The organism is Streptomyces hygroscopicus subsp. hygroscopicus, assembly GCF_001553455.1.
GTDB classification, from domain to species: domain Bacteria; phylum Actinomycetota; class Actinomycetes; order Streptomycetales; family Streptomycetaceae; genus Streptomyces; species Streptomyces hygroscopicus.
Window position 1 is genome coordinate 49,543 of sequence record NZ_BBOX01000007.1, and the last position, 17,956, is coordinate 67,498.

Consider the following 17,956-nt stretch of genomic DNA (forward strand, 5'->3'; position numbering starts at 1 on the left):
GCGGGGCCCGCCCGCGCCCGCACCCGGAGGGCGAACGGGCCGGTGCGCACCTCCGCCGTGAGATCAGCGATCTCACCGCTCAGGGCGCATCGCACCACGCGTGCCCCTTGCGCGGAGGCCACCCTCCGGGCGAGACCGCACGCCGTACGAGCCCCCTCCAGGCCGTGGTCCGCCGCCGCGAGCGCCGCCAGATCGGCGGCTCCGCCCGCCCGGTGGCGCGCCACCATGGCCTGCCCGGCCGCCAGCACGGCCGCGAACACCACGCACAGGGCCGTCGCGGCCAACGCGGTCCATACGGTCGCCGACCCCCGGTCGTCCGCCCTTCTCACGGGACCGTCTCCCGGGCCGCCGAGCCGCCCGAGCCCACCGCGTCCTCCGCGAGCGCGGCCGCCTCACCCCGCAGACTCACCGCCAGCGGGCCGGGCCCCGCCGCGTGGGTCCGGACCCGCACCCGCACCAGGTCCCCCTCCCGCCACAAGTCGACCCGCGCTCCCCGGGGCGCGGCCGAGCGGGCGGCCGCCACCGCGTCCTCCCTCGGCTCCGACCGCGCCGCCGCCCGCGCCCCGGCGCGGGCCGCGTCCACGCACTGAAGCTGCGCGGAGGCGGCCGTCAGCCCCCAGATCAGCATCAGGACGAACAGCGCCAGCACCGGCAGCGCGACGGCCGCCTCCGCGGTGACGAAGCCGCTGTCCCACCCCGTGCCCCGGGCCCTCGGGGCGCCCCGCGCGCACCGCCCGGCTCCCCGGGCCCTTGGGGCGCCCCGCGCGCCACTCCTGGCACGCGGGCCCGTCCGCTCCGTTCCCGGTGCTTCAGAACTGCGCATCGAGCGCCCGCCCGATGACCGATTGCAGCGCACCGCTGACCGTCCCGCTGGTCACCACCTTGTAGAGCACCGCGGCGAAACCGCACGCCGCGATCGTCCCCATCGCGTACTCGGCGGTGGCCATGCCCGCCTCGGCCTTGGCCCGCGCCGCCGCGTACCGCCGTACCCACCACTGCTTCACCATGTCGGCCCCCTTGTCCCGGTCCTGTCCGCGGTGCCGCTGACCGCGGTGTTGTCCTTCGTGCTCCCGATGTCGTGCCGCGTCGCTCGCGCCACTGTTCTTCGTACGCGCCGTTCCGTGCGCCGCCGTTCCGTGCGCCCGCCGTCCGGGCCGCGCCCGCTCGTGCTGCCCCCGTTGACGCCCACACCGTCCGTACCGCCGCCGGCCGCGCCACCCCCTTCCGCGTCGCCCTTGCCGACGCTGCCGCCATCCGTGCCGGCAGCGCCCGTGCTGCCGCCGCTCCTGGCCTCGCCGGTGCTCAGGGGCCGTCGCCCGCCAGGCCGCGGGCCAGCCCGATCATCACCGGGGCCAGGCCCACCAGCAGGAACGCGGGGAGGAAGCAGCCTCCGAGCGGCGCGTTGACCAACACTCCGGTCCGGTCGGCCCGTTTCATCGCCTCCCGCCCCTGCTGGGCCCGGCATTCAGCCGCCAGCCGGGACACCTGCTCCACCGCCGGAGCGCCCGTTGTGCCAGCGCGCTCCAGAGCGCGTGCCAACCCGTGCGCTCCAGGCAGAGCCCCGATGCGCCCCCAGGCATGGGCCGGTTCGCCTCCCAGCCGCAGCTCCGCCGCGGTCTGGACGAGCCGCTCGCCAACCGGACCGCCGAGCGAACCGCCCACCGCCTCCGCCGCCCTCCGCGGGTCCGCTCCAGCCGCCAGGCAGGCGGTCAGCAGATCCGCGGCCAGCGGGATCTGGCGCTCGGCGAGACCCTCCAGATGCCGGTCACGGCCGGACCGCCCGGCCGTCGCCCCGCGGTGCCGCTGCCACCGCCAGAGGCCCCAGGCCGAGACGAGCCCCAGCACCCACCCCGGCGGTCCTCCGACGAGGACGACGGCGGCCACCAGAGCGCCGCCCGCCGCGGCCCAGGCCGTCCGAGCGCCTCCTGCCGCGGCCCGGACCGGCGGAGCGCCCGCATCGGCGCCGACGTGCCACCGCCGCCACGGTCGGGCCCGCCTCGGCCACCCGCCTCCCACACCCGGAAGCAGCGTCACCAGCCGTCGTCCGGCCTTCCGCTCCCGCCGGGCCTCGGCCATCGCCATCGCCGCGCACAGGGCCGCCGCCAGGAAGGACAGCGCGATCCCCAGGCTGCGGACGGACTCAGCGTTCATCGGCCACCGGCCGCCCCGGCTCGCGCGCCGCCCGCACCATCCGGCCGGTCCAGACCAGACCCGCCCACTCCAGCAGGCCGCCCACCAGCAGACATCCCAGCCCGGCAGGGGTGTGCAGCAGTTCGCGCAGTGGATCGGCACCCAGCAGACCGCCCAACGCCAGCCCGACGACGGGCAGCACGGCCAGCGCGACAGCGGTGGCCCTGGCCCCCGCGAGTTTGGCATCCAGGCTCTCCCGCTGGTCCCGCTCGGCGCGCAGCGCCGCCGCCACCCGGTCCAGACCCGCCGCCAGCCCGGCCCCCTCGTCGACCGCCACCTGCCAGCAGGCAGCGACCCCGGCCAGCCCCTCGGCGCCCGGCAGCCGGGCCGCCCTCCGCAACGCGTCCGGCACGTCCCCGCCGAAGCGCGCGGCGGCCGTCACCAGTCCCCAGCGCTCCCTCAGCTGCCCCGGGTCCACGGCCAGCAGCGCCTCACCGGGATGCCGCCCGGCCCGCAGCTCACCCGCCACGGCGGCGCAGAGCTCGATCACCCCGGCGGCGCGCCGCACCCGGTCCCGCTCGCGCCGCCGGGCCCGCAGCCACCGGCCGACCGCCGGAGTGGCCAGCACCGCGCCGAGCAGCGGCAGAATCGACGAGCCCAGCAGCGCGATCACACATCCGACCGGCAGGCACAGCAGCTCGCGTCCCATCCGGCCGCCGTACCTCACCCGCCAGCGCTCGCGCAGCCAGACGGCCGTCTCGGACAGCCTCCGCACCGGATCGGGCCCGGCGCGCTCGACGGGCCCGCCGCCCGCGAGCAGCAGCCTGGCCCGGCGCACCTGCCGGCCCCGCCCGGGAAACAGCCATACGGCCGCTCCCGCGCACAGCATCGCGGCGCACAGCGTCAGCGCCCCCGGGTCCGCTCCCCCGCCCGTCATGCCGCGCCTCCGCCCCGTGCGCACAGCCGCTGGAGCCGCTGCCACCCCACCGCCCGTTCGAAGCCCTGCGGGCCCCATACGGCCGCGGGAACGGTCGTGACATAGCCCGCACGGTCCCGGTCCAGCACATGCAGCTCGGCGATCCTGCGCCGTCCGCCGCGGTCGCGCACCAGATGGACCACGACCGACAGCGCCGCCGCCAGCTGGCTGTGCAGCGCGGCCCGGTCCAGACCTGCGGTCGAACCGAGCGCCTCCAGCCGCGCGGGCACATCCGCCGCCGTATTGGCGTGAACGGTGCCGCAGCCGCCCTCATGGCCGGTGTTCAAGGCCCCCAGGAGGTCCGTGACCTCGGCGCCCCTCACCTCCCCGACCACCAGCCGGTCGGGGCGCATCCGCAGTGCCTGCCGCACCAGGTCCCGGAGGGTGACCTGACCTGTGCCCTCCTGGTTGGCCGGGCGGGTCTCCAGCCGGACCACATGCGGATGGTCGGGCCGCAGCTCGGCCGAGTCCTCGGCGAGGACGATCCGCTCCTCCGGGCCGACCAGCCCCAGGAGGGTGCTGAGCAAGGTCGTCTTGCCCGATCCGGTCCCGCCGCTGATCAGGTAGGACAGCCGGGCGTCCAGCATGGTCCGCAGCAGATGCGCGCCGCCCGGCGGAACGGTCCCGGCCGCCTCCAGCTCGGCGAGGGAGAACGCGCGGCGGCGCACCACCCGCAGCGACAGACACGTCGAGCCGACCGCGACCGGAGGGAGCACCGCATGCAACCGGGTCCCGTCCGGCAGCCGGGCGTCCACCCACGGCCGGGCGTCGTCCAGCCGCCGCCCGGCCACCGCGGCGAGCCGCTGCGCGAGCCTGCGCACGGCGGCCGCGTCCACGAAGGTGACCGCCGTGCGCTCCAGCCCCGATCCCCGGTCCACCCACACCTCATCGGGGGCGGTGACCAGGACGTCCGTGACATCGGGGGCGGCCAGCAGCGGCTCCAGCGGGCCGGTGCCCACCAGCTCCGAGCGCAGCGCCTCGACCACCCAGAGCACCTCCGTGTCGCCGAGCAGCCGCCCCTCCTCGCGCAGGGCCGCCGCCACCCGAGCGGGCGTGGGCTCCGCGCCGCTTCCGGCCAGCCGCAGCCGGACCGCCTCCAGCAGCTCCGGCGATACGGCGCTCATGCGGTGACACCCCCCTCGTCGGCGAGGGCACGCGCCCAGAACTCGGCGCAGAACCGCCCCAGCGGACCACGGGGGCTGCCGCCCGGGGGCTCGCCGACCTCGAACGCGTCCGACAGGCCGGGCTCCGGAGGCAGCTGACCGGCCAGCGGCAGCCCGAGCAGCCCCGCGATCTCCTCGTCGCCGAGCTCCGGTCCGCACGGGCCCCGTACCACCGCGCGCAGATCCCGCAGCACCATGCCCACCGTGGATGCCACCCGGTGGGCGGCCGCGACCGCTCGCAGCTCCGCCGGGACCACCAGCAGCCCGAGGTCGATCTGGGCCAGGGCCTCGGCCGCCGCGTCGTCGACGCGGCGCGGCAGATCCACCACCACGACGCCGCCGCGCCGTCTGGCCGCGGCCAGCACCGCCCGCATGGCGGACGGCGGGATGACGACCGAATCGCCGCGGTCCCAGCTGAGCACCCGCAGCGAGTGCAGCTTGGGCAGCGACTCCTCGAGGGCGCTTCCGGCGACCCGGCCCCGCGACTCGGCGAACGCGGGCCATCTCAGCCCCTGCGCGCCTTCGCCGCCGAGCAGCACATCGAGCCCGCCGCCGAGCGGATCGCCGTCGATCAGCATCGTGCGCCGGCCCGAGCGGGCCGAGGTGACCGCCAGGGCGCAGGCGAGGGTGGAGGCGCCCGCGCCGCCACGGCCGCCGATCACGCCGATGGTCAGGGCCTGGCGGCCCACGCCCTCGGCGACATCGGCGATCCGGTCCACCAGCCACGTCTCGGCATCGGGCAGGAACGCCACATTGTCCGCGCCGAGCGCCACCGCCCGCCGCCAGATGCCGTGGTCGTCCAGATCACGCCCGATGAGCAGGACGCCTTCTCTGCGGGCCTGGTCGCACAGCCGGGCGGCCGCGTCGTCGCCGACCAGAATCAGCGGTGCGGCCTCCCAACTGCCCCTGCGGGTGAGAGCGCCGTGTGCCACTTCCGGTTCGGCTCCGGCCGCCGCGCACAACCGCAGCAGATCGTCGAGAAGTTCCTCGTCCTCGGTGACGATGAGCGGTCTGCCCCGCTGTCCCTCGGCCGCCGAAGGGCGTTCCGGTGTGATGGATGCAGTCACGATCCCCTCCCATATCGGTTACGCGCTCTCACTCCCGCGAACGGCGAGTGCGAGCACCGCGGAGAATCACCGTGCTGCGATCCAGAAAATCTTGGGGATCTTGGTCCAAAACTGTGGACAACTCATCAGTTGTGAATATCCCAGTCACCTAAACCAGTGACTTCCGGAGAGCAGCCTGGCGATTACGCACGGTTACCGCTCAAGCTATGGAGAGGCGGGCCGCACGTGCCCGAGGGAGGGGCCCAAGATCTCGTGAGAACGCCAAAAAAGCGTCCGGACATGCGACGACCCCCGCCGGGGGGGAGAGCGGGGGTCGTCCCCACGGCCGACTCGGGGGGGGAGGAGTCGGGCCGGGTTAGCACGGTCGCGAACGATCCGTGACTTCCATGGTGTACCCGAGAGCCTTCTCAGGCAAACCCACGCGCTTCAGCTTACGCCGAATGGTGGGCCCTATGCTCAGCGTCGTGGAAAACCACTCCTTGCCTCGGACAGCCGCCTTCTTTGACCTGGACAAGACGGTCATTGCGAAGTCAAGCGCTCTCACCTTCAGCAAGTCCTTCTACCAGGGTGGGCTGATCAACCGGCGGGCCGTACTGCGTACTGCCTATGCGCAGTTTGTCTTCCTCGCCGGCGGGGCCGATCACGAGCAGATGGAGCGGATGCGCGAGTACCTCTCCGCGCTCTGCCGAGGATGGAATGTCCGGCAGGTCAAGGAGATCGTCGCGGAGACCCTGCACGACCTCATCGACCCCATCATCTACGCCGAGGCCGCCTCGCTCATCGAGGAGCATCACACCGCCGGCCGCGATGTGGTGATCGTCAGCACCTCGGGGGCGGAGGTGGTCGAGCCCATCGGCGAGCTTCTCGGCGCGGACCGCGTGGTGGCCACCCGCATGGTCGTCGAGGACGGGGTGTTCACCGGAGAGGTGGCGTACTACGCCTATGGCCCGACCAAGGCGGAGGCGATCGCCGAGCTGGCCGAGTCGGAGGGCTACGACTTGTCACGCTGTTACGCCTACAGCGATTCGGTGACCGATCTCCCGATGCTGGAGGCGGTCGGCCACCCCCACGCGGTCAACCCGGACCGCGCGCTGCGGCGCGAGGCGGCGGCCCGCGGCTGGCCGGTGCTCTCCTTCAACCGCCCGGTCCGGCTGAAGCAGCGCAGACCCTCGCTCTCCATGCCACCGCGTCCGGTGCTCGCCATGGCCACCGCCGTCGGCGCGGCCGCCGCCACCGCCGGCCTGGTGTGGTACACCAACCGGCGCCGCGCCCCTTATGCCCGTATTCAGGGGCAATGACAAAGATCTGCGGTGAGGGGTTCCGCTTGGCTCCTCGCAGGAGTACAAAGGAATCGACGGCCCGCGAGACCAGGGGTATCCGGGAGGAAACCCCCAGACGCCAAGGCCCACGGACCGAGCACGGATGCTGAGCACCCACGCGACGTCGACCCGTCGATTACGGGCCAGCCGCACCAGGTGACGGGCAAAGTTCCCGACCTGATGGGCGAATGAGAATGCACGCATGGTAACCCGGCGGATGTGCCAGCGGCGGTACCCACGTGGTACCGCCGCAATTGCGTCCGGCGGCGGAGCGCGCCGCCACCCTTCCGTACGTCAGGCCGCCCCGCGCTGCAGGGCCTCGCAGACCGCCGTGGACTCCCGAACCCCCAGCTCAACCGCCCGCCCGCAGTGAGCGATCCACAGCGCCATCCCCTCCGGCGTGCCGGACGCGTAGCCCTCCAGCGCCGCCATGTACGGGGCGACACCCAGTTCCGCGTACCCCACCTCGGCCGGGCAGATGGACTTCGGGTCAAGGCCGCTGCCGACCAGCACGATGCGCTCGGCCGCTCGCGCCACCAGTCCGTTGCGGGAGACAAAGGGCCGCAGGGCGAGCAGTTCGCCATGCACCACCGCCGCCGTCACCAGCGCCGGGGCCTCGCTGCCCGCGAGCAGCAGCCGGGCCAGCCCATCGAGCCGGCCCGCCACCTCATCCGCGTCCGGCAACGGCAGAGCCGACCCGATCAGCGGTTCGTCCACCGGCTCACCGGACTGCCGGGGCCGTCCGACCCTCTCGTCCTCCTCCGCCCCGCCCGCCGCGACCAGATGCAGCCGGGCCAGCACCCGAAGCGGCGACTGACGCCAGATGCTCAGCAACTGTCCCGACTCAGCGGTCAGCCGCAACGCCGCCCCCACCGTGCGCGGCTCGCCCTCGCCCCCGAAGTCGGTGCGGCGGCGAACCTCTTCCAGCGCCCAGTCCGCGCCGGCCAGCGCGGCGGAGCCACGCGCCCCGCGCAACGCCGCCTCGGAGGTGACCTCATTGCTGCGGCGGCGCATCACCCGGTGCCCATAGACCCGGTCCACCGCAGTTCGTACGGCGTCCACGGACTCGGTCACACCGGGCAGCGCGGCCAGGGCGGCGAGCGGATCAGCTGACGTACTCATAGGTACGACACTACGCACACCACTCCGGGCGCCCCTCGTTGGAGTGGTGGTCCTCACGCAATCCCTCATCGTCCGGAATCACTCACCTACGCTAGGTGAACATGAAGATCGCTTTCGTAGGCAAGGGTGGAAGCGGCAAGACCACGCTGTCGTCGCTGTTCATCCGCCATCTCGCCGCCACCCACGCCCCCGTCGTCGCCGTCGACGCCGATATCAACCAGCATCTGGGCGTGGCGCTCGGCCTCGACGAGGCGGCGGCCGCCGCCCTGCCCGCCATGGGCGCCCATCTGCCGCTGATCAAGGACTACTTGCGCGGCACGAATCCCCGGATCGCCTCCTCCGAGACCATGATCAAGACCACCCCGCCCGGCGAGGGGTCGCGGCTGCTGCGGATCGGCGAGGACAACCCCGTCTTCCAGGCGTGCGCCCGGACCCTGTCGCTCGACGACGGCACGGTGCGGCTGATGGCGACCGGTCCCTTCACCGAATCCGATCTCGGTGTCGCCTGCTACCACTCCAAGGTCGGGGCGATCGAGCTGTGCCTGAACCATCTCGTCGACGGACGCGGAGAGTTCATCGTCGTCGACATGACGGCGGGCAGCGACTCCTTCGCCTCCGGCCTCTTCACCCGCTTCGACATGACGTTCCTGGTGGCCGAGCCCACACGCAAGGGCGTCTCCGTATACCGCCAGTACAAAGAGTACGCCCGGGACTTCGATGTGGCGCTCCGGGTGGTCGGCAACAAGGTGCAGGGCCCGGACGACCTGGACTTCCTCCGTGCGGAGGTGGGCGATGACCTGCTGGTCGCCTTCGGCCACTCCGACTGGGTCCGGGCGATGGAGAAGGGACGTGCGCCCCGGTTCGAGGAACTGGAGCAGGCGAACCGCGAGGCACTGCGGACGCTGCAGGACGCGGTGGACGCCTCGTACGAGCGGCGTGACTGGCAGCGGTACACCCGTCAGATGGTGCACTTCCATCTGAAGAACGCGCAGAGTTGGGGCAACGCGAAGACGGGCGCCGATCTGGCCGCCCAGGTCGATCCTGCCTTCGCGCTGGAGGAGTTCGCGCCGGAGAAGGGCTCGGCCGCTACTCCCGCTCCCGCTTAGCCGCATACGGGTGCTCGGACGTCCGCTCGCGCGCCGGCCCGCGGTCGGACGTCCACTCGCGCTTCCGCGTGTGGCGCCTCGGATACGCGCTTCCCTTCGGAGACACGGCTCCTTTCGGGCCTGCGCTTCCCCTCGAACGTGCGCTTCCCCTCGGACATGCGTCTCCGACCGCGCGGAAAGGGGAGAACAGCTTCTGTTCGTCCTGGCCGGCGCCGCCCCAGGAGGAGGCGACGAACTGCGGCGGTCTCTCCCCCGGTTCGAGCGGCTCGGCCTTCGGCCGATGGGGCTGGGGCCGGTACCGGAGGTGGACCCGGCGTCGATGAGCCGCCCGTCTCCGAGCCTCGTCCGGATGGTCCAGCGCCTCCGGACCCTTCCGCGGACCGCCCTCGTGGCGCGACCGGCGCGGCACTGTCCGGCCCACGGGTGTGGGTGGAACCACCCGAGTAGTCGCCCTCGCGCGACCGAGGGCAAGACATCAGGGATTGATAAGTCATTTAAATTACTATTCACCCTATAGGTGGAATACAATCCACTTCCTCCCAAAAAGCTTCCCGGCGACTTTACTCGGCATTACTATTCATTTACCAACGCTTGGGACTCGGTTCCGCAGTACGCCGTGACCCACGGCCGCGTCCTTGTCGGCGACCGCGAAGCCCCGGAGGAGACGGGAATGTTGAAGCTCTTGGGCCGGATGCACCGGATCTCCCACCGCAGAGATCTCTCCGCCTCGATCACCCTCTTCCTGCTCACCGTTCCTCTCGCACTGGGAATCGCGCTGGTTGGCGGCGTCCCGCTCCGGGCCGCAGTCATGGCGCTCGTCATAGCCGGAGTCATGGCCGCCGCGGCCATCGCGGTCGTCCTGCGCACGGCGCTCCGTCGCCCCTCGGACTCGGGGCACCTCTCGAAGTCCGAGCACCCCTCGAAGTCCGAGCACCTCGCAGACTTCGGACGCCCTCCGGACTCCAAACGCCTCCCGGACTCCGGGCGCCCCTCGGGCACCGGGCAGGCGGTTGCCGTAAGGCGGTCCGGGCGACTGGCCGAGGAGGCGGGCGCCGCCCTGGCCTGCCGACCGTGGACGCCTTGGCGTGATCACCGGTGCACCCGCCCCGCCCCAGCGGCCGCAGGAGCCGGCGGAGACGCGGGTGGCCGGCTGCTCGGCAAGGACGCAGGCGATCAGTTGCTCGGCGGGGTGAGCGCTTTCCAGCGACATACGGCACCGCTGGTCCGCGATGAGCTGGCCCGACTCGCACGGGAAGGGCAACGACCCAGCCAGCTGTTCCTCACCTGCGCCGACTCCCGCCTGGTGACCAGCATGATCACCTCCAGTGGCCCCGGCGACCTGTTCACCGTGCGCAATGTCGGCAATCTGGTGCCACCGCCGGGCGCCGACGGCTCGTGCGACTCGGTGAGCGCGGCGATCGACTATGCGGTGGAGGTGCTGCGGGTCAGCAGCATCACGGTGTGCGGGCACTCCGGATGCGGTGCGATGCAGGCGCTGCTCGGCTCCTCGGCCCAGATCCTCTCTCCCCCGGCCCTGGCCGGGGCACCCGGCGACGGGGACCGGGCGCCGCTGACGCGCTGGCTGCGCCACGCCGGACCGGCGCTGGCCCGGATGGAGCGGATCGGCCGGCTGGGGCGAGGCGAGGTCGCCCTGGCGGGCCGGCCGGTGGCCGACGATGTGGAACGGCTCGCATTGGTCAACGTGAGACAGCAACTCGACCATCTGATGGAGCACGCCTGTGTGGCACGGCGGATGGCGGAGGGCGGGCTGACGCTCCAGGGCATGTATTTCCACGTGGCGGAGGCCCAGGCGTATGTCCTGGACACCGGTTCGGGGACGTTTCTGCCCGTCCGCCCGGACCGGGGCGCACCGATGACCGCCGCCCGCCCCGCCACCGCGGCCCCCGCTCCGTCCGGAAGCCACCTTTCCGGCGTCGCGGAACGGAGGAGCGACCGCGTTCAGGGGGCTCTGGAGCCGGGACGGTGAGGCATACGGGCAACAGGTCTAAACCAATTTTCGGCGGACAACCCTTGTCAGGGCGTGCCGTGGGCTGATGAGCTATGGCCTGGGACACAACGGACACCCTGGGAATGGGAGATGTCGTGAGTAACGAAAGCCTGGCCAACCTTCTTCGGGAGGAGCGTCGCTTCGCGCCGCCCGCCGAGCTTGCCGCGGACGCCAATGTCACAGCCGAGGCGTATGAGCGGGCGAAGGCGGACCGCCTGGGCTTCTGGGCCGAGCAGGCCCGTCGGCTGTCCTGGGCGACCGCGCCGACCGAGACGCTGGACTGGTCGAACCCGCCGTTCGCGAAGTGGTTCGCCGACGGCAAGCTCAACGTGGCGTACAACTGCGTCGACCGCCATGTCGAGAACGGCCTGGGCGACCGGGTGGCCATCCACTTCGAGGGCGAGCCCGGCGACACCCGCTCCCTCACCTATGCCGATCTGCAGCGGGAGGTCTCCCAAGCGGCCCATGCGCTGATCGAGCTGGGGGTCCGGACCGGCGACCGGGTCGCCATCTACCTGCCGATGATCCCGGAGACCGTGATCGCGATGCTGGCCTGCGCCCGTATCGGCGCCCCGCACTCGGTGGTCTTCGGCGGCTTCTCGGCCGACGCTCTCGCCACCCGCATCCAGGACGCCGACGCCCGCGTCATCATCACCGCCGACGGCGGCTACCGGCGCGGCAAGGCATCCGCGCTCAAGCCCGCCGTCGACGAGGCACTCACCCGGCCCGGCACCGAGAACGTGCGCAGTGTGCTGGTCGTCCGCCGCACCGGCCAGGAGGTGGACTGGAACGAGGGCCGCGACGTCTGGTGGCACGAGATCGTGGGCCGCCAGCCGGAGCAGCACACCCCCGAGGCGTTCGACGCCGAGCACCCGCTGTTCATCCTGTACACCTCGGGGACGACCGGGAAGCCCAAGGGCATCCTGCACACTTCCGGCGGCTACCTCACCCAGATCTCCTACACCCACCACGCCGTCTTCGACCTCAAGCCGGAGACCGACGTCTTCTGGTGCACGGCGGACGTCGGCTGGGTCACCGGCCACTCGTACATCGTCTACGGCCCGCTCTCCAACGGCGCCACCGAGGTGCTCTACGAGGGCACCCCGGACACCCCGCACCAGGGCCGCTGGTGGGAGATCGTCCAGAAGTACGGGGTCACCATCCTGTACACCGCCCCGACCGCGATCCGCGCCTGCATGAAGTGGGGCGACGACATCCCGGCCAAGTTCGATCTCTCCTCGCTGCGGATCCTCGGCTCCGTCGGCGAGCCCATCAACCCCGAGGCATGGATCTGGTACCGCAAGCACATCGGCGCGGACAGCACGCCCGTCGTCGACACCTGGTGGCAGACCGAGACCGGCGGCATCATGATCAGTCCGCTGCCGGGCGTGACCGCGACCAAGCCCGGTTCGGCCCAGGTCCCGCTGCCGGGCATCGCCGCCACCGTCGTGGACGACGAGGCCAACGAGGTGCCGAACGGCCATGGCGGCTATCTGGTGCTCACCGAGCCGTGGCCGTCCATGCTCCGCACCATCTGGGGCGACGACCAGCGCTACCTGGACACCTACTGGTCCCGCTTCGACAAGCGCTACTTCGCGGGCGACGGCGCCAAGAAGGACGACGACGGCGACATCTGGCTGCTCGGCCGGGTCGACGACGTGATGCTGGTGTCCGGCCACAACATCTCCACGACCGAGGTCGAATCGGCGCTGGTCTCGCACCCCAAGGTCGCCGAGGCGGCGGTCGTCGGCGCCACCGACCCGCAGACCACCCAGGCCATCTGCGCCTTCGTGATCCTGCGCGGTGGCGCGGCCGAGGACGAGCGCCTGGTCGAGGAGTTGCGGGCGCATGTCGCCAAGCAGCTCGGCCCGATCGCCAAGCCCAAGCGGATCCTGCCGGTGGCCGAGCTGCCCAAGACCCGGTCCGGCAAGATCATGCGCCGGCTGCTGCGCGATGTCGCCGAGAACCGGGCGCTGGGCGATGTCACCACGCTCACCGACTCCTCCGTGATGGAGTTGATCCAGAGCAAGCTGCCGTCCGCCCCCAGCGAGGACTGATCACACCGCTGGCGGGATCACAGCGACAGCAGCTGAGCGAGAGCGCATGAGCGAGGGGCGCCCCACCAGCGGGGCGCCCCTCGCTCATGCCGCCTCTCGCTCGTTCTCGCTCACTCCACGCCCTCGCTCATGCCGCCCTTCGCTCGTTCTCACTCACTCCACGCCCTCGCTCATGCCACGCCCTCTTCGCCAGATCCGCGCCCCTCCCCGTTCCGTTTGTCTCGTTGATCACGGATGGGACGGGTGGCTGTCGCGTAAAAGTTGCGACAAGATGAGGGGTGGAGCGCCGGGAAGTCTGGTCGGCATACGCCATACGTGTATCCGCACCACCGACCTGCCCAGGAGGCCCGCCCGTGGCCGCGCCCACCAGCCGCAAGTTCCTCGGACGCCAGTCGCTGCCTGAGCGGACGTTCATCACCGACGCGCTGCGTACCGAGACCGTCGGCGGTGTGATCCTGCTCGTGGCCGCCATCGTGGCGCTGATCCTCGCCAACACCCCGCTCAGCGGCTTCTACGGCGACATCAAGGACTTCTCCTTCGGGCCCGGGGCACTGCATCTGCATCTCCCGGTCGCCTCCTGGGCCACCGATGGCCTGCTCACCATCTTCTTCTTCGTCGCCGGTATCGAGCTCAAGCGCGAGCTGGTCGCCGGTGAGCTGCGCGACCCCAAGGCGGCCGCGCTCCCCGTGATCGCCGCCGTCTGCGGCATGGCCATGCCCGCGATCGTCTATGTCACCGTCAGTGCGAGCGGCGGGGGCAGCCTCACGGGCTGGGCCGTGCCGACCGCCACCGATATCGCCTTCGCGCTCGCCGTCCTCGCCGTGATCGGCACCGCGCTGCCCGCCGCCCTGCGCGCCTTCCTGCTCACCCTCGCGGTCGTCGACGACCTCGGCGCCATCCTGATCATCGCGGTCTTCTTCACCCAGCACATCAACTTCGTCGCCCTGGGCCTGTCCTTCGCCGGTCTCGCCCTCTTCTGGCTGCTGCACCACAAGGGCGTACGGGGTGCCTGGGTCTATGTCCCGCTCGCCGTCGTGATCTGGGCGCTGATGCACGCCAGCGGTGTGCATGCCACCATCTCCGGCGTCGCGATGGGCCTGATGCTGCGCTGCACCGTACGGGAGGGTGAGGAGCACTCCCCGGCCGAGCGCGTCGAGCACCGGATGCGTCCGCTGTCGGCGGGCCTGGCGGTACCGCTGTTCGCCCTGTTCGCGGCGGGTGTGCCGCTCTCCGGCAACGCCGTCGCGGACGTCTTCACCCGCCCCGAGACGCTCGGCGTCGTCCTCGGCCTCATCGTGGGCAAGGCCGTCGGCGTCTTCGGCGGCTCCTGGTGCGCAGCCCGCTTCACCCGGGCCGAGCTGAACGAGGACCTGGTCTGGGCGGATGTCTTCGCCGTGGCCACCCTCGCCGGTATCGGCTTCACCGTCTCGCTCCTCATCGGCGAACTCGCCTTCGTCGGTGACCCCACGCTCACCGAGGAGGCGAAGGCGGCGGTCCTCATCGGCTCGCTCTGCGCCGCGCTCCTCGCCGGAATCCTCCTCAAGCTGCGCAACACCAAGTACCAGCGGCTGTGTCAGGAGGAGGAACGGGACGAGGACATGGACGGCATCCCGGACGTCTACGAACTGGACAGCCCCGCATACCACCTGCGGATGGCCGCCATTCACGAGGCGAAGGCCGCCGAACACCGGCGGCTTGCCGAAGTGGCCGCCGCGAACGACTCCGGCGACGATGGTCCGGCATGATCTGAGAGGCTTGACGCCCGTAGAAACGCGCAGAAGACGTAGCAAGGACGGACGGCGTACCAAGTGACGACGTGCCAAGCACGGACGACGTGGCAAGCACGGACGGCGTACCAAGCGCGGATGACGCGGCACGAGCGGAAGACGCACAAGAGCAGAGGGAGATGGCGATGAGCGCAGCCGACGACGGCGGCAACCGCAGCCTCGGCCAGCTGGTGGCGACGGCGACCACCGAGCTGTCGGCGCTGGTGCACGACGAGATCGCGCTGGCCAAGGCCGAGCTCCGGGTGGGAGCCAAGAAGGCCGCGGTCGGCAGCGGCGCCGGGATGGCGGCCGGGGTGCTGCTGCTCTTCTCGCTGCCGGTGCTGAGCTTCGCCCTCGCCTACGGCATGCGCTCCTGGACCGGCCTCGGCCTCGCCTGGTGCTTCCTGATCGTGGGCGGTATCTACTGGCTGTTCGCCGGGATCCTGGGTCTGCTGGCGCTGGTGAAGTTCAAGAAGGTCAAGGCGCCCAAGCGGTCGATCGCCTCGTCCAAGGAGACGGCCGCCGTACTGGGGAACGTCAAGCCGCATCCGCGTGCGGCGAGCGATGGCGGACGCCCCGCGCGAGATGTGACACGCTCATCGGCATGACCGCCCCTGACACCTCCGCGTCGGTCGTACGGCTCGACGGCCCGTGGACCCACCGGGATGTCGCGGCCAACGGCGCGCGCTTCCACATCGCCGAGCTGGGTGACGGCCCGCTGGTCCTGCTGCTGCACGGCTTCCCGCAGTTCTGGTGGACCTGGCGGCAGCAGCTGCCCCTGCTCGCCGACGCCGGCTACCGCGCGGTCGCGATGGATCTGCGCGGAGTGGGCGGCAGCGACCGTACGCCCCGTGGCTACGACCCGGCCAATCTCGCCCTCGACATCACCGGTGTGATCCGCTCGCTGGGTGAGCCCGACGCCGCGCTGGTCGGCCATGACCTGGGCGGATACCTGGCGTGGACGGCCGCTGTGATGCGGCCGAAGCTGGTACGGCGGCTCGCGGTGGCCTCGATGCCCCATCCCCGCCGCTGGCGCTCGGCGATGCTGGCGGACGTCAGGCAGAGCGCGGCCAGCTCCCATGTGTGGGGCTTCCAGCGGCCCTGGCTGCCCGAGCGCCAGCTGGTCGCGGATGGCGCGGCGGCCGTGGGGCGGCTGATCCGGGACTGGTCCGGGCCGCGGGCTCCCGAGGCCGAGGCGGTGGAGGTCTACCGGCGGGCGATGTGCATCCCCTCGACCGCGCACTGTTCGATCGAGCCGTACCGCTGGATGGTGCGGTCGCTGGCCCGGCCGGACGGCTTCCAGTTCAACCGGCGGATGAAGCGGCCGGTGCGGGTGCCGACCCTGCATCTGCACGGTTCACTCGACCCGGTGATGCGCACCCGCAGCGCGGCGGGCTCCGGGGAGTACGTGGAGGCCCCCTACCGCTGGCGGCTCTTCGACGGGCTCGGTCACTTCCCGCACGAGGAGGACCCGCTGGCCTTCACCACCGAGCTGATCAACTGGCTGAAGGACCCCGAACCCGACCGCTGAGCGCGATCGGATGTACGCATGGCGTACGCGTTCCGAGGGCACCTCCACGGGTAGCCGAACATCAGTTTTTCGAACAGCCAATTGCCTGGAGCATAGGCCAATTGCCGCAGCCAGCGGCGATTACGGACCTTGGGTCAGGGGCAGACACCGCAGTATGGGCTGGACGCACGACTACCGTGACGCACCAAACGGCCGCGGCCCCGAGGCCGCCGCCACTGCCAATGCCGCGCTGGGCGTTTCCGAGCGGGGCGGCTCCGGGCCTACCCAAGGCCATGACCCGAACATCGGGATTCCCCGCATCATCCGCCGCCGGGCCCGGTGGGTCTCGGCACGACTGCGCCATCCACGCAGCCGCTAGCAGTACCTCCGGAGCGGCGCAGTACCTCCGGAGCGGCCGGGGCACCGGCGACACACCGCGAACCCCTGGTACCCGCCCGGCACCACCGGCATCACCCCGCTTCGGAGGGCGCACCCGTGCCCGGCCGGAGGACACACCCCCTGGGCAGAACGGCTAGAGGGCACACCCCTGGCTGTCCACCGGCTGGTCGGCCGTACGCCCCTTCTCGACGTCCTGGCGCACCTCGTCCGCCGTCAGCGCGTACCCGGTGTCCGCGTCGTCGAGGGACTTGGCGAAGACCACGCCGTACACCCGCCCCTGCGGGGTGAGCAGCGGACCGCCGGAGTTGCCCTGCCGCACGGTCGCGTACAGCGAGTACACATCGCGGTGCACGGTGGAGCGGCGGTAGATGTCGGGGCCGTTGGCCTCGATACGGCCGCGGACCCGGGCGGCGCGCACGTCGAAGGCGCCGTTCTCCGGGAAACCGGCGACGATCGCGTCGTCGCCGGTGCGTGCGTCGTCCTGGGCGAACTGGAGCGCCGGGGCGTGCAGGGACGGCACGTCGAGGACCGCGATATCGCGCTTCCAGTCGTAGAGCACGACCTTGGCGTCATAGAGCCGGCCCTCGCCGCCTATCTGCACGGTCGGGTCGCTGACGCCGCCGACGACATGGGCGTTGGTCATGACCCGGTTCGGGGCAAAGACGAAGCCGCTGCCCTCGAGGACCTTTCCGCAGCTGGGGGCGGTGCCGACGACCTTCACGATGCTCTGCTGGGCGCGCGTGGCCACCGGGGACCGGGCGAGCGCGGGGTCGGGCTGCGGCACCGAGGTGATCGGCTCCTTGGCGAAGGGCGAGAAGACCTGCGGGAATCCGTTCTGCGCGAGCACCGACGAGAAGTCGTTGAACCAGGTGTTGGCCCGCTCCGGGACGACGCGGGAGACCCCGATGAGCACCTTGGAGCCCCGGACCTCCTTGCCCAGGGTGGGGAGCGAGGTCTGGGCCACCAGGGAGCCGATCAGCCAGGCGACCAGCAGCATCGCCAGGACGTTCACCAGCGCGCCGCCGGTCGCGTCCAGGGCGCGCGCCGGCGACCAGGTGATGTGCCGCCGCAGCTTGTTCCCCAGGTGGGTGGTGGCGGCCTGGCCGACCGAGGCGCACACGATCACCAGGACGATCGCCACCACGGCACCGACAGTGCCGGGCGAGGACCGGTCGGTCGTGCCGTCCCAGATGAGCGGCAGCAGATAGACCGCGACCAGCCCGCCCCCGATGAACCCCGTCACCGACAGCACGCCGACGACGAAGCCCTGGCGGTAGCCGATGACCGCGAACCATACGGCGGCGAGCAGCAGCAGGATGTCCAGCACGTTCAC

At 71.8% G+C, this 17,956-nt stretch carries 15 protein-coding genes and 2 pseudogenes; 8 read left to right on the forward strand and 9 right to left on the reverse strand.

The window, feature by feature from the left end; genetic code table 11:
* Nucleotides 1–62 precede the first annotated feature (62 nt).
* The 7 genes and pseudogenes from AXW62_RS44320 to ssd form a co-directional block, all read right to left on the reverse strand.
* Nucleotides 63–329, reverse strand: a pseudogene (locus AXW62_RS44320) (Rv3654c family TadE-like protein); the annotation flags it as partial.
* Entirely contained in the window at nucleotides 326–649 is a 324-nt protein-coding gene (locus AXW62_RS01230) for a TadE family type IV pilus minor pilin (RefSeq protein WP_370682885.1), read from the reverse strand. The pseudogene AXW62_RS44320 and the gene AXW62_RS01230, both read right to left, overlap by 4 nt.
* Nucleotides 650–809: 160 nt before the next feature.
* Entirely contained in the window at nucleotides 810–1,007 is a 198-nt protein-coding gene (locus AXW62_RS01235) for a DUF4244 domain-containing protein (protein ID WP_059142404.1), read from the reverse strand.
* A gap of 295 nt (nucleotides 1,008–1,302) precedes the next feature.
* Nucleotides 1,303–2,151, reverse strand: a complete 849-nt coding sequence (locus tag AXW62_RS01240; RefSeq protein WP_060942824.1) for a type II secretion system F family protein — start codon at nucleotides 2,149–2,151, stop codon at nucleotides 1,303–1,305.
* Nucleotides 2,141–3,067: a type II secretion system F family protein gene (locus AXW62_RS01245; protein ID WP_107406192.1), complete on the reverse strand. Its 927-nt coding sequence runs from the start codon at nucleotides 3,065–3,067 to the stop codon at nucleotides 2,141–2,143. Before AXW62_RS01245 ends, AXW62_RS01240 begins: the two co-directional genes overlap by 11 nt.
* Nucleotides 3,064–4,230: a TadA family conjugal transfer-associated ATPase gene (locus AXW62_RS01250; protein WP_174556338.1), complete on the reverse strand. Its 1,167-nt coding sequence runs from the start codon at nucleotides 4,228–4,230 to the stop codon at nucleotides 3,064–3,066. The genes AXW62_RS01245 and AXW62_RS01250 overlap by 4 nt, the downstream gene beginning before the upstream one ends.
* Nucleotides 4,227–5,336 carry a septum site-determining protein Ssd gene (ssd, locus tag AXW62_RS01255; protein ID WP_060942825.1) on the reverse strand — a complete coding sequence of 370 codons (1,110 nt, stop codon included), beginning with the start codon at nucleotides 5,334–5,336 and terminating at the stop codon, nucleotides 4,227–4,229. The genes AXW62_RS01250 and ssd overlap by 4 nt, the downstream gene beginning before the upstream one ends.
* Nucleotides 5,337–5,788: 452 nt before the next feature.
* Here ssd and AXW62_RS01260 point away from each other — a divergent pair, with 452 nt between their 5' ends.
* Nucleotides 5,789–6,634, forward strand: coding sequence for an HAD family hydrolase (locus AXW62_RS01260; protein WP_060942826.1), 846 nt, complete (start codon nucleotides 5,789–5,791; stop codon nucleotides 6,632–6,634).
* A 315-nt stretch (nucleotides 6,635–6,949) separates the two neighbouring features.
* Here AXW62_RS01260 and AXW62_RS01265 read toward each other — a convergent pair whose 3' ends face one another.
* Nucleotides 6,950–7,777, reverse strand: a complete 828-nt coding sequence (locus AXW62_RS01265) for a Fic family protein (RefSeq protein WP_060942827.1) — start codon at nucleotides 7,775–7,777, stop codon at nucleotides 6,950–6,952.
* 101 nt (nucleotides 7,778–7,878) lie between these two features.
* Between AXW62_RS01265 and AXW62_RS01270 the strand changes: the two genes are divergently transcribed.
* The 7 genes and pseudogenes from AXW62_RS01270 to AXW62_RS45325 all read left to right on the forward strand — a co-directional run bounded on the left by AXW62_RS01270 (nucleotide 7,879) and on the right by AXW62_RS45325 (nucleotide 16,603).
* Nucleotides 7,879–8,883: an ATP-binding protein gene (locus AXW62_RS01270; protein ID WP_060942828.1), complete on the forward strand. Its 1,005-nt coding sequence runs from the start codon at nucleotides 7,879–7,881 to the stop codon at nucleotides 8,881–8,883.
* A 1,000-nt stretch (nucleotides 8,884–9,883) separates the two neighbouring features.
* A pseudogene (locus AXW62_RS01275) lies at nucleotides 9,884–10,870 on the forward strand (carbonic anhydrase); the annotation flags it as partial.
* A gap of 116 nt (nucleotides 10,871–10,986) precedes the next feature.
* Nucleotides 10,987–12,948 (forward strand): acetate--CoA ligase, encoded by a 1,962-nt coding sequence (gene acs, locus AXW62_RS01280; RefSeq protein ID WP_060942858.1) that lies wholly within the window; start codon nucleotides 10,987–10,989, stop codon nucleotides 12,946–12,948.
* 353 nt (nucleotides 12,949–13,301) lie between these two features.
* Complete coding sequence (nhaA, locus tag AXW62_RS01285; RefSeq protein ID WP_030838023.1) at nucleotides 13,302–14,693, forward strand: Na+/H+ antiporter NhaA; 1,392 nt, start codon at nucleotides 13,302–13,304, stop codon at nucleotides 14,691–14,693.
* Between the two features lie 167 nt (nucleotides 14,694–14,860).
* A complete protein-coding gene (locus AXW62_RS01290) occupies nucleotides 14,861–15,322 on the forward strand; it encodes a phage holin family protein (RefSeq protein ID WP_030838021.1) in 462 nt (153 codons plus the stop codon).
* Nucleotides 15,319–16,245 (forward strand): alpha/beta fold hydrolase, encoded by a 927-nt coding sequence (locus AXW62_RS01295; protein ID WP_030838019.1) that lies wholly within the window; start codon nucleotides 15,319–15,321, stop codon nucleotides 16,243–16,245. Before AXW62_RS01290 ends, AXW62_RS01295 begins: the two co-directional genes overlap by 4 nt.
* A gap of 154 nt (nucleotides 16,246–16,399) precedes the next feature.
* Nucleotides 16,400–16,603 carry a hypothetical protein gene (locus AXW62_RS45325; RefSeq protein WP_079080366.1) on the forward strand — a complete coding sequence of 68 codons (204 nt, stop codon included), beginning with the start codon at nucleotides 16,400–16,402 and terminating at the stop codon, nucleotides 16,601–16,603.
* Nucleotides 16,604–16,756: 153 nt separating this feature from the next.
* Here the strand turns inward: AXW62_RS45325 and AXW62_RS01300 are convergent, their stop codons facing one another.
* Complete coding sequence (locus AXW62_RS01300; protein WP_060942829.1) at nucleotides 16,757–17,956, reverse strand: MarP family serine protease; 1,200 nt, start codon at nucleotides 17,954–17,956, stop codon at nucleotides 16,757–16,759.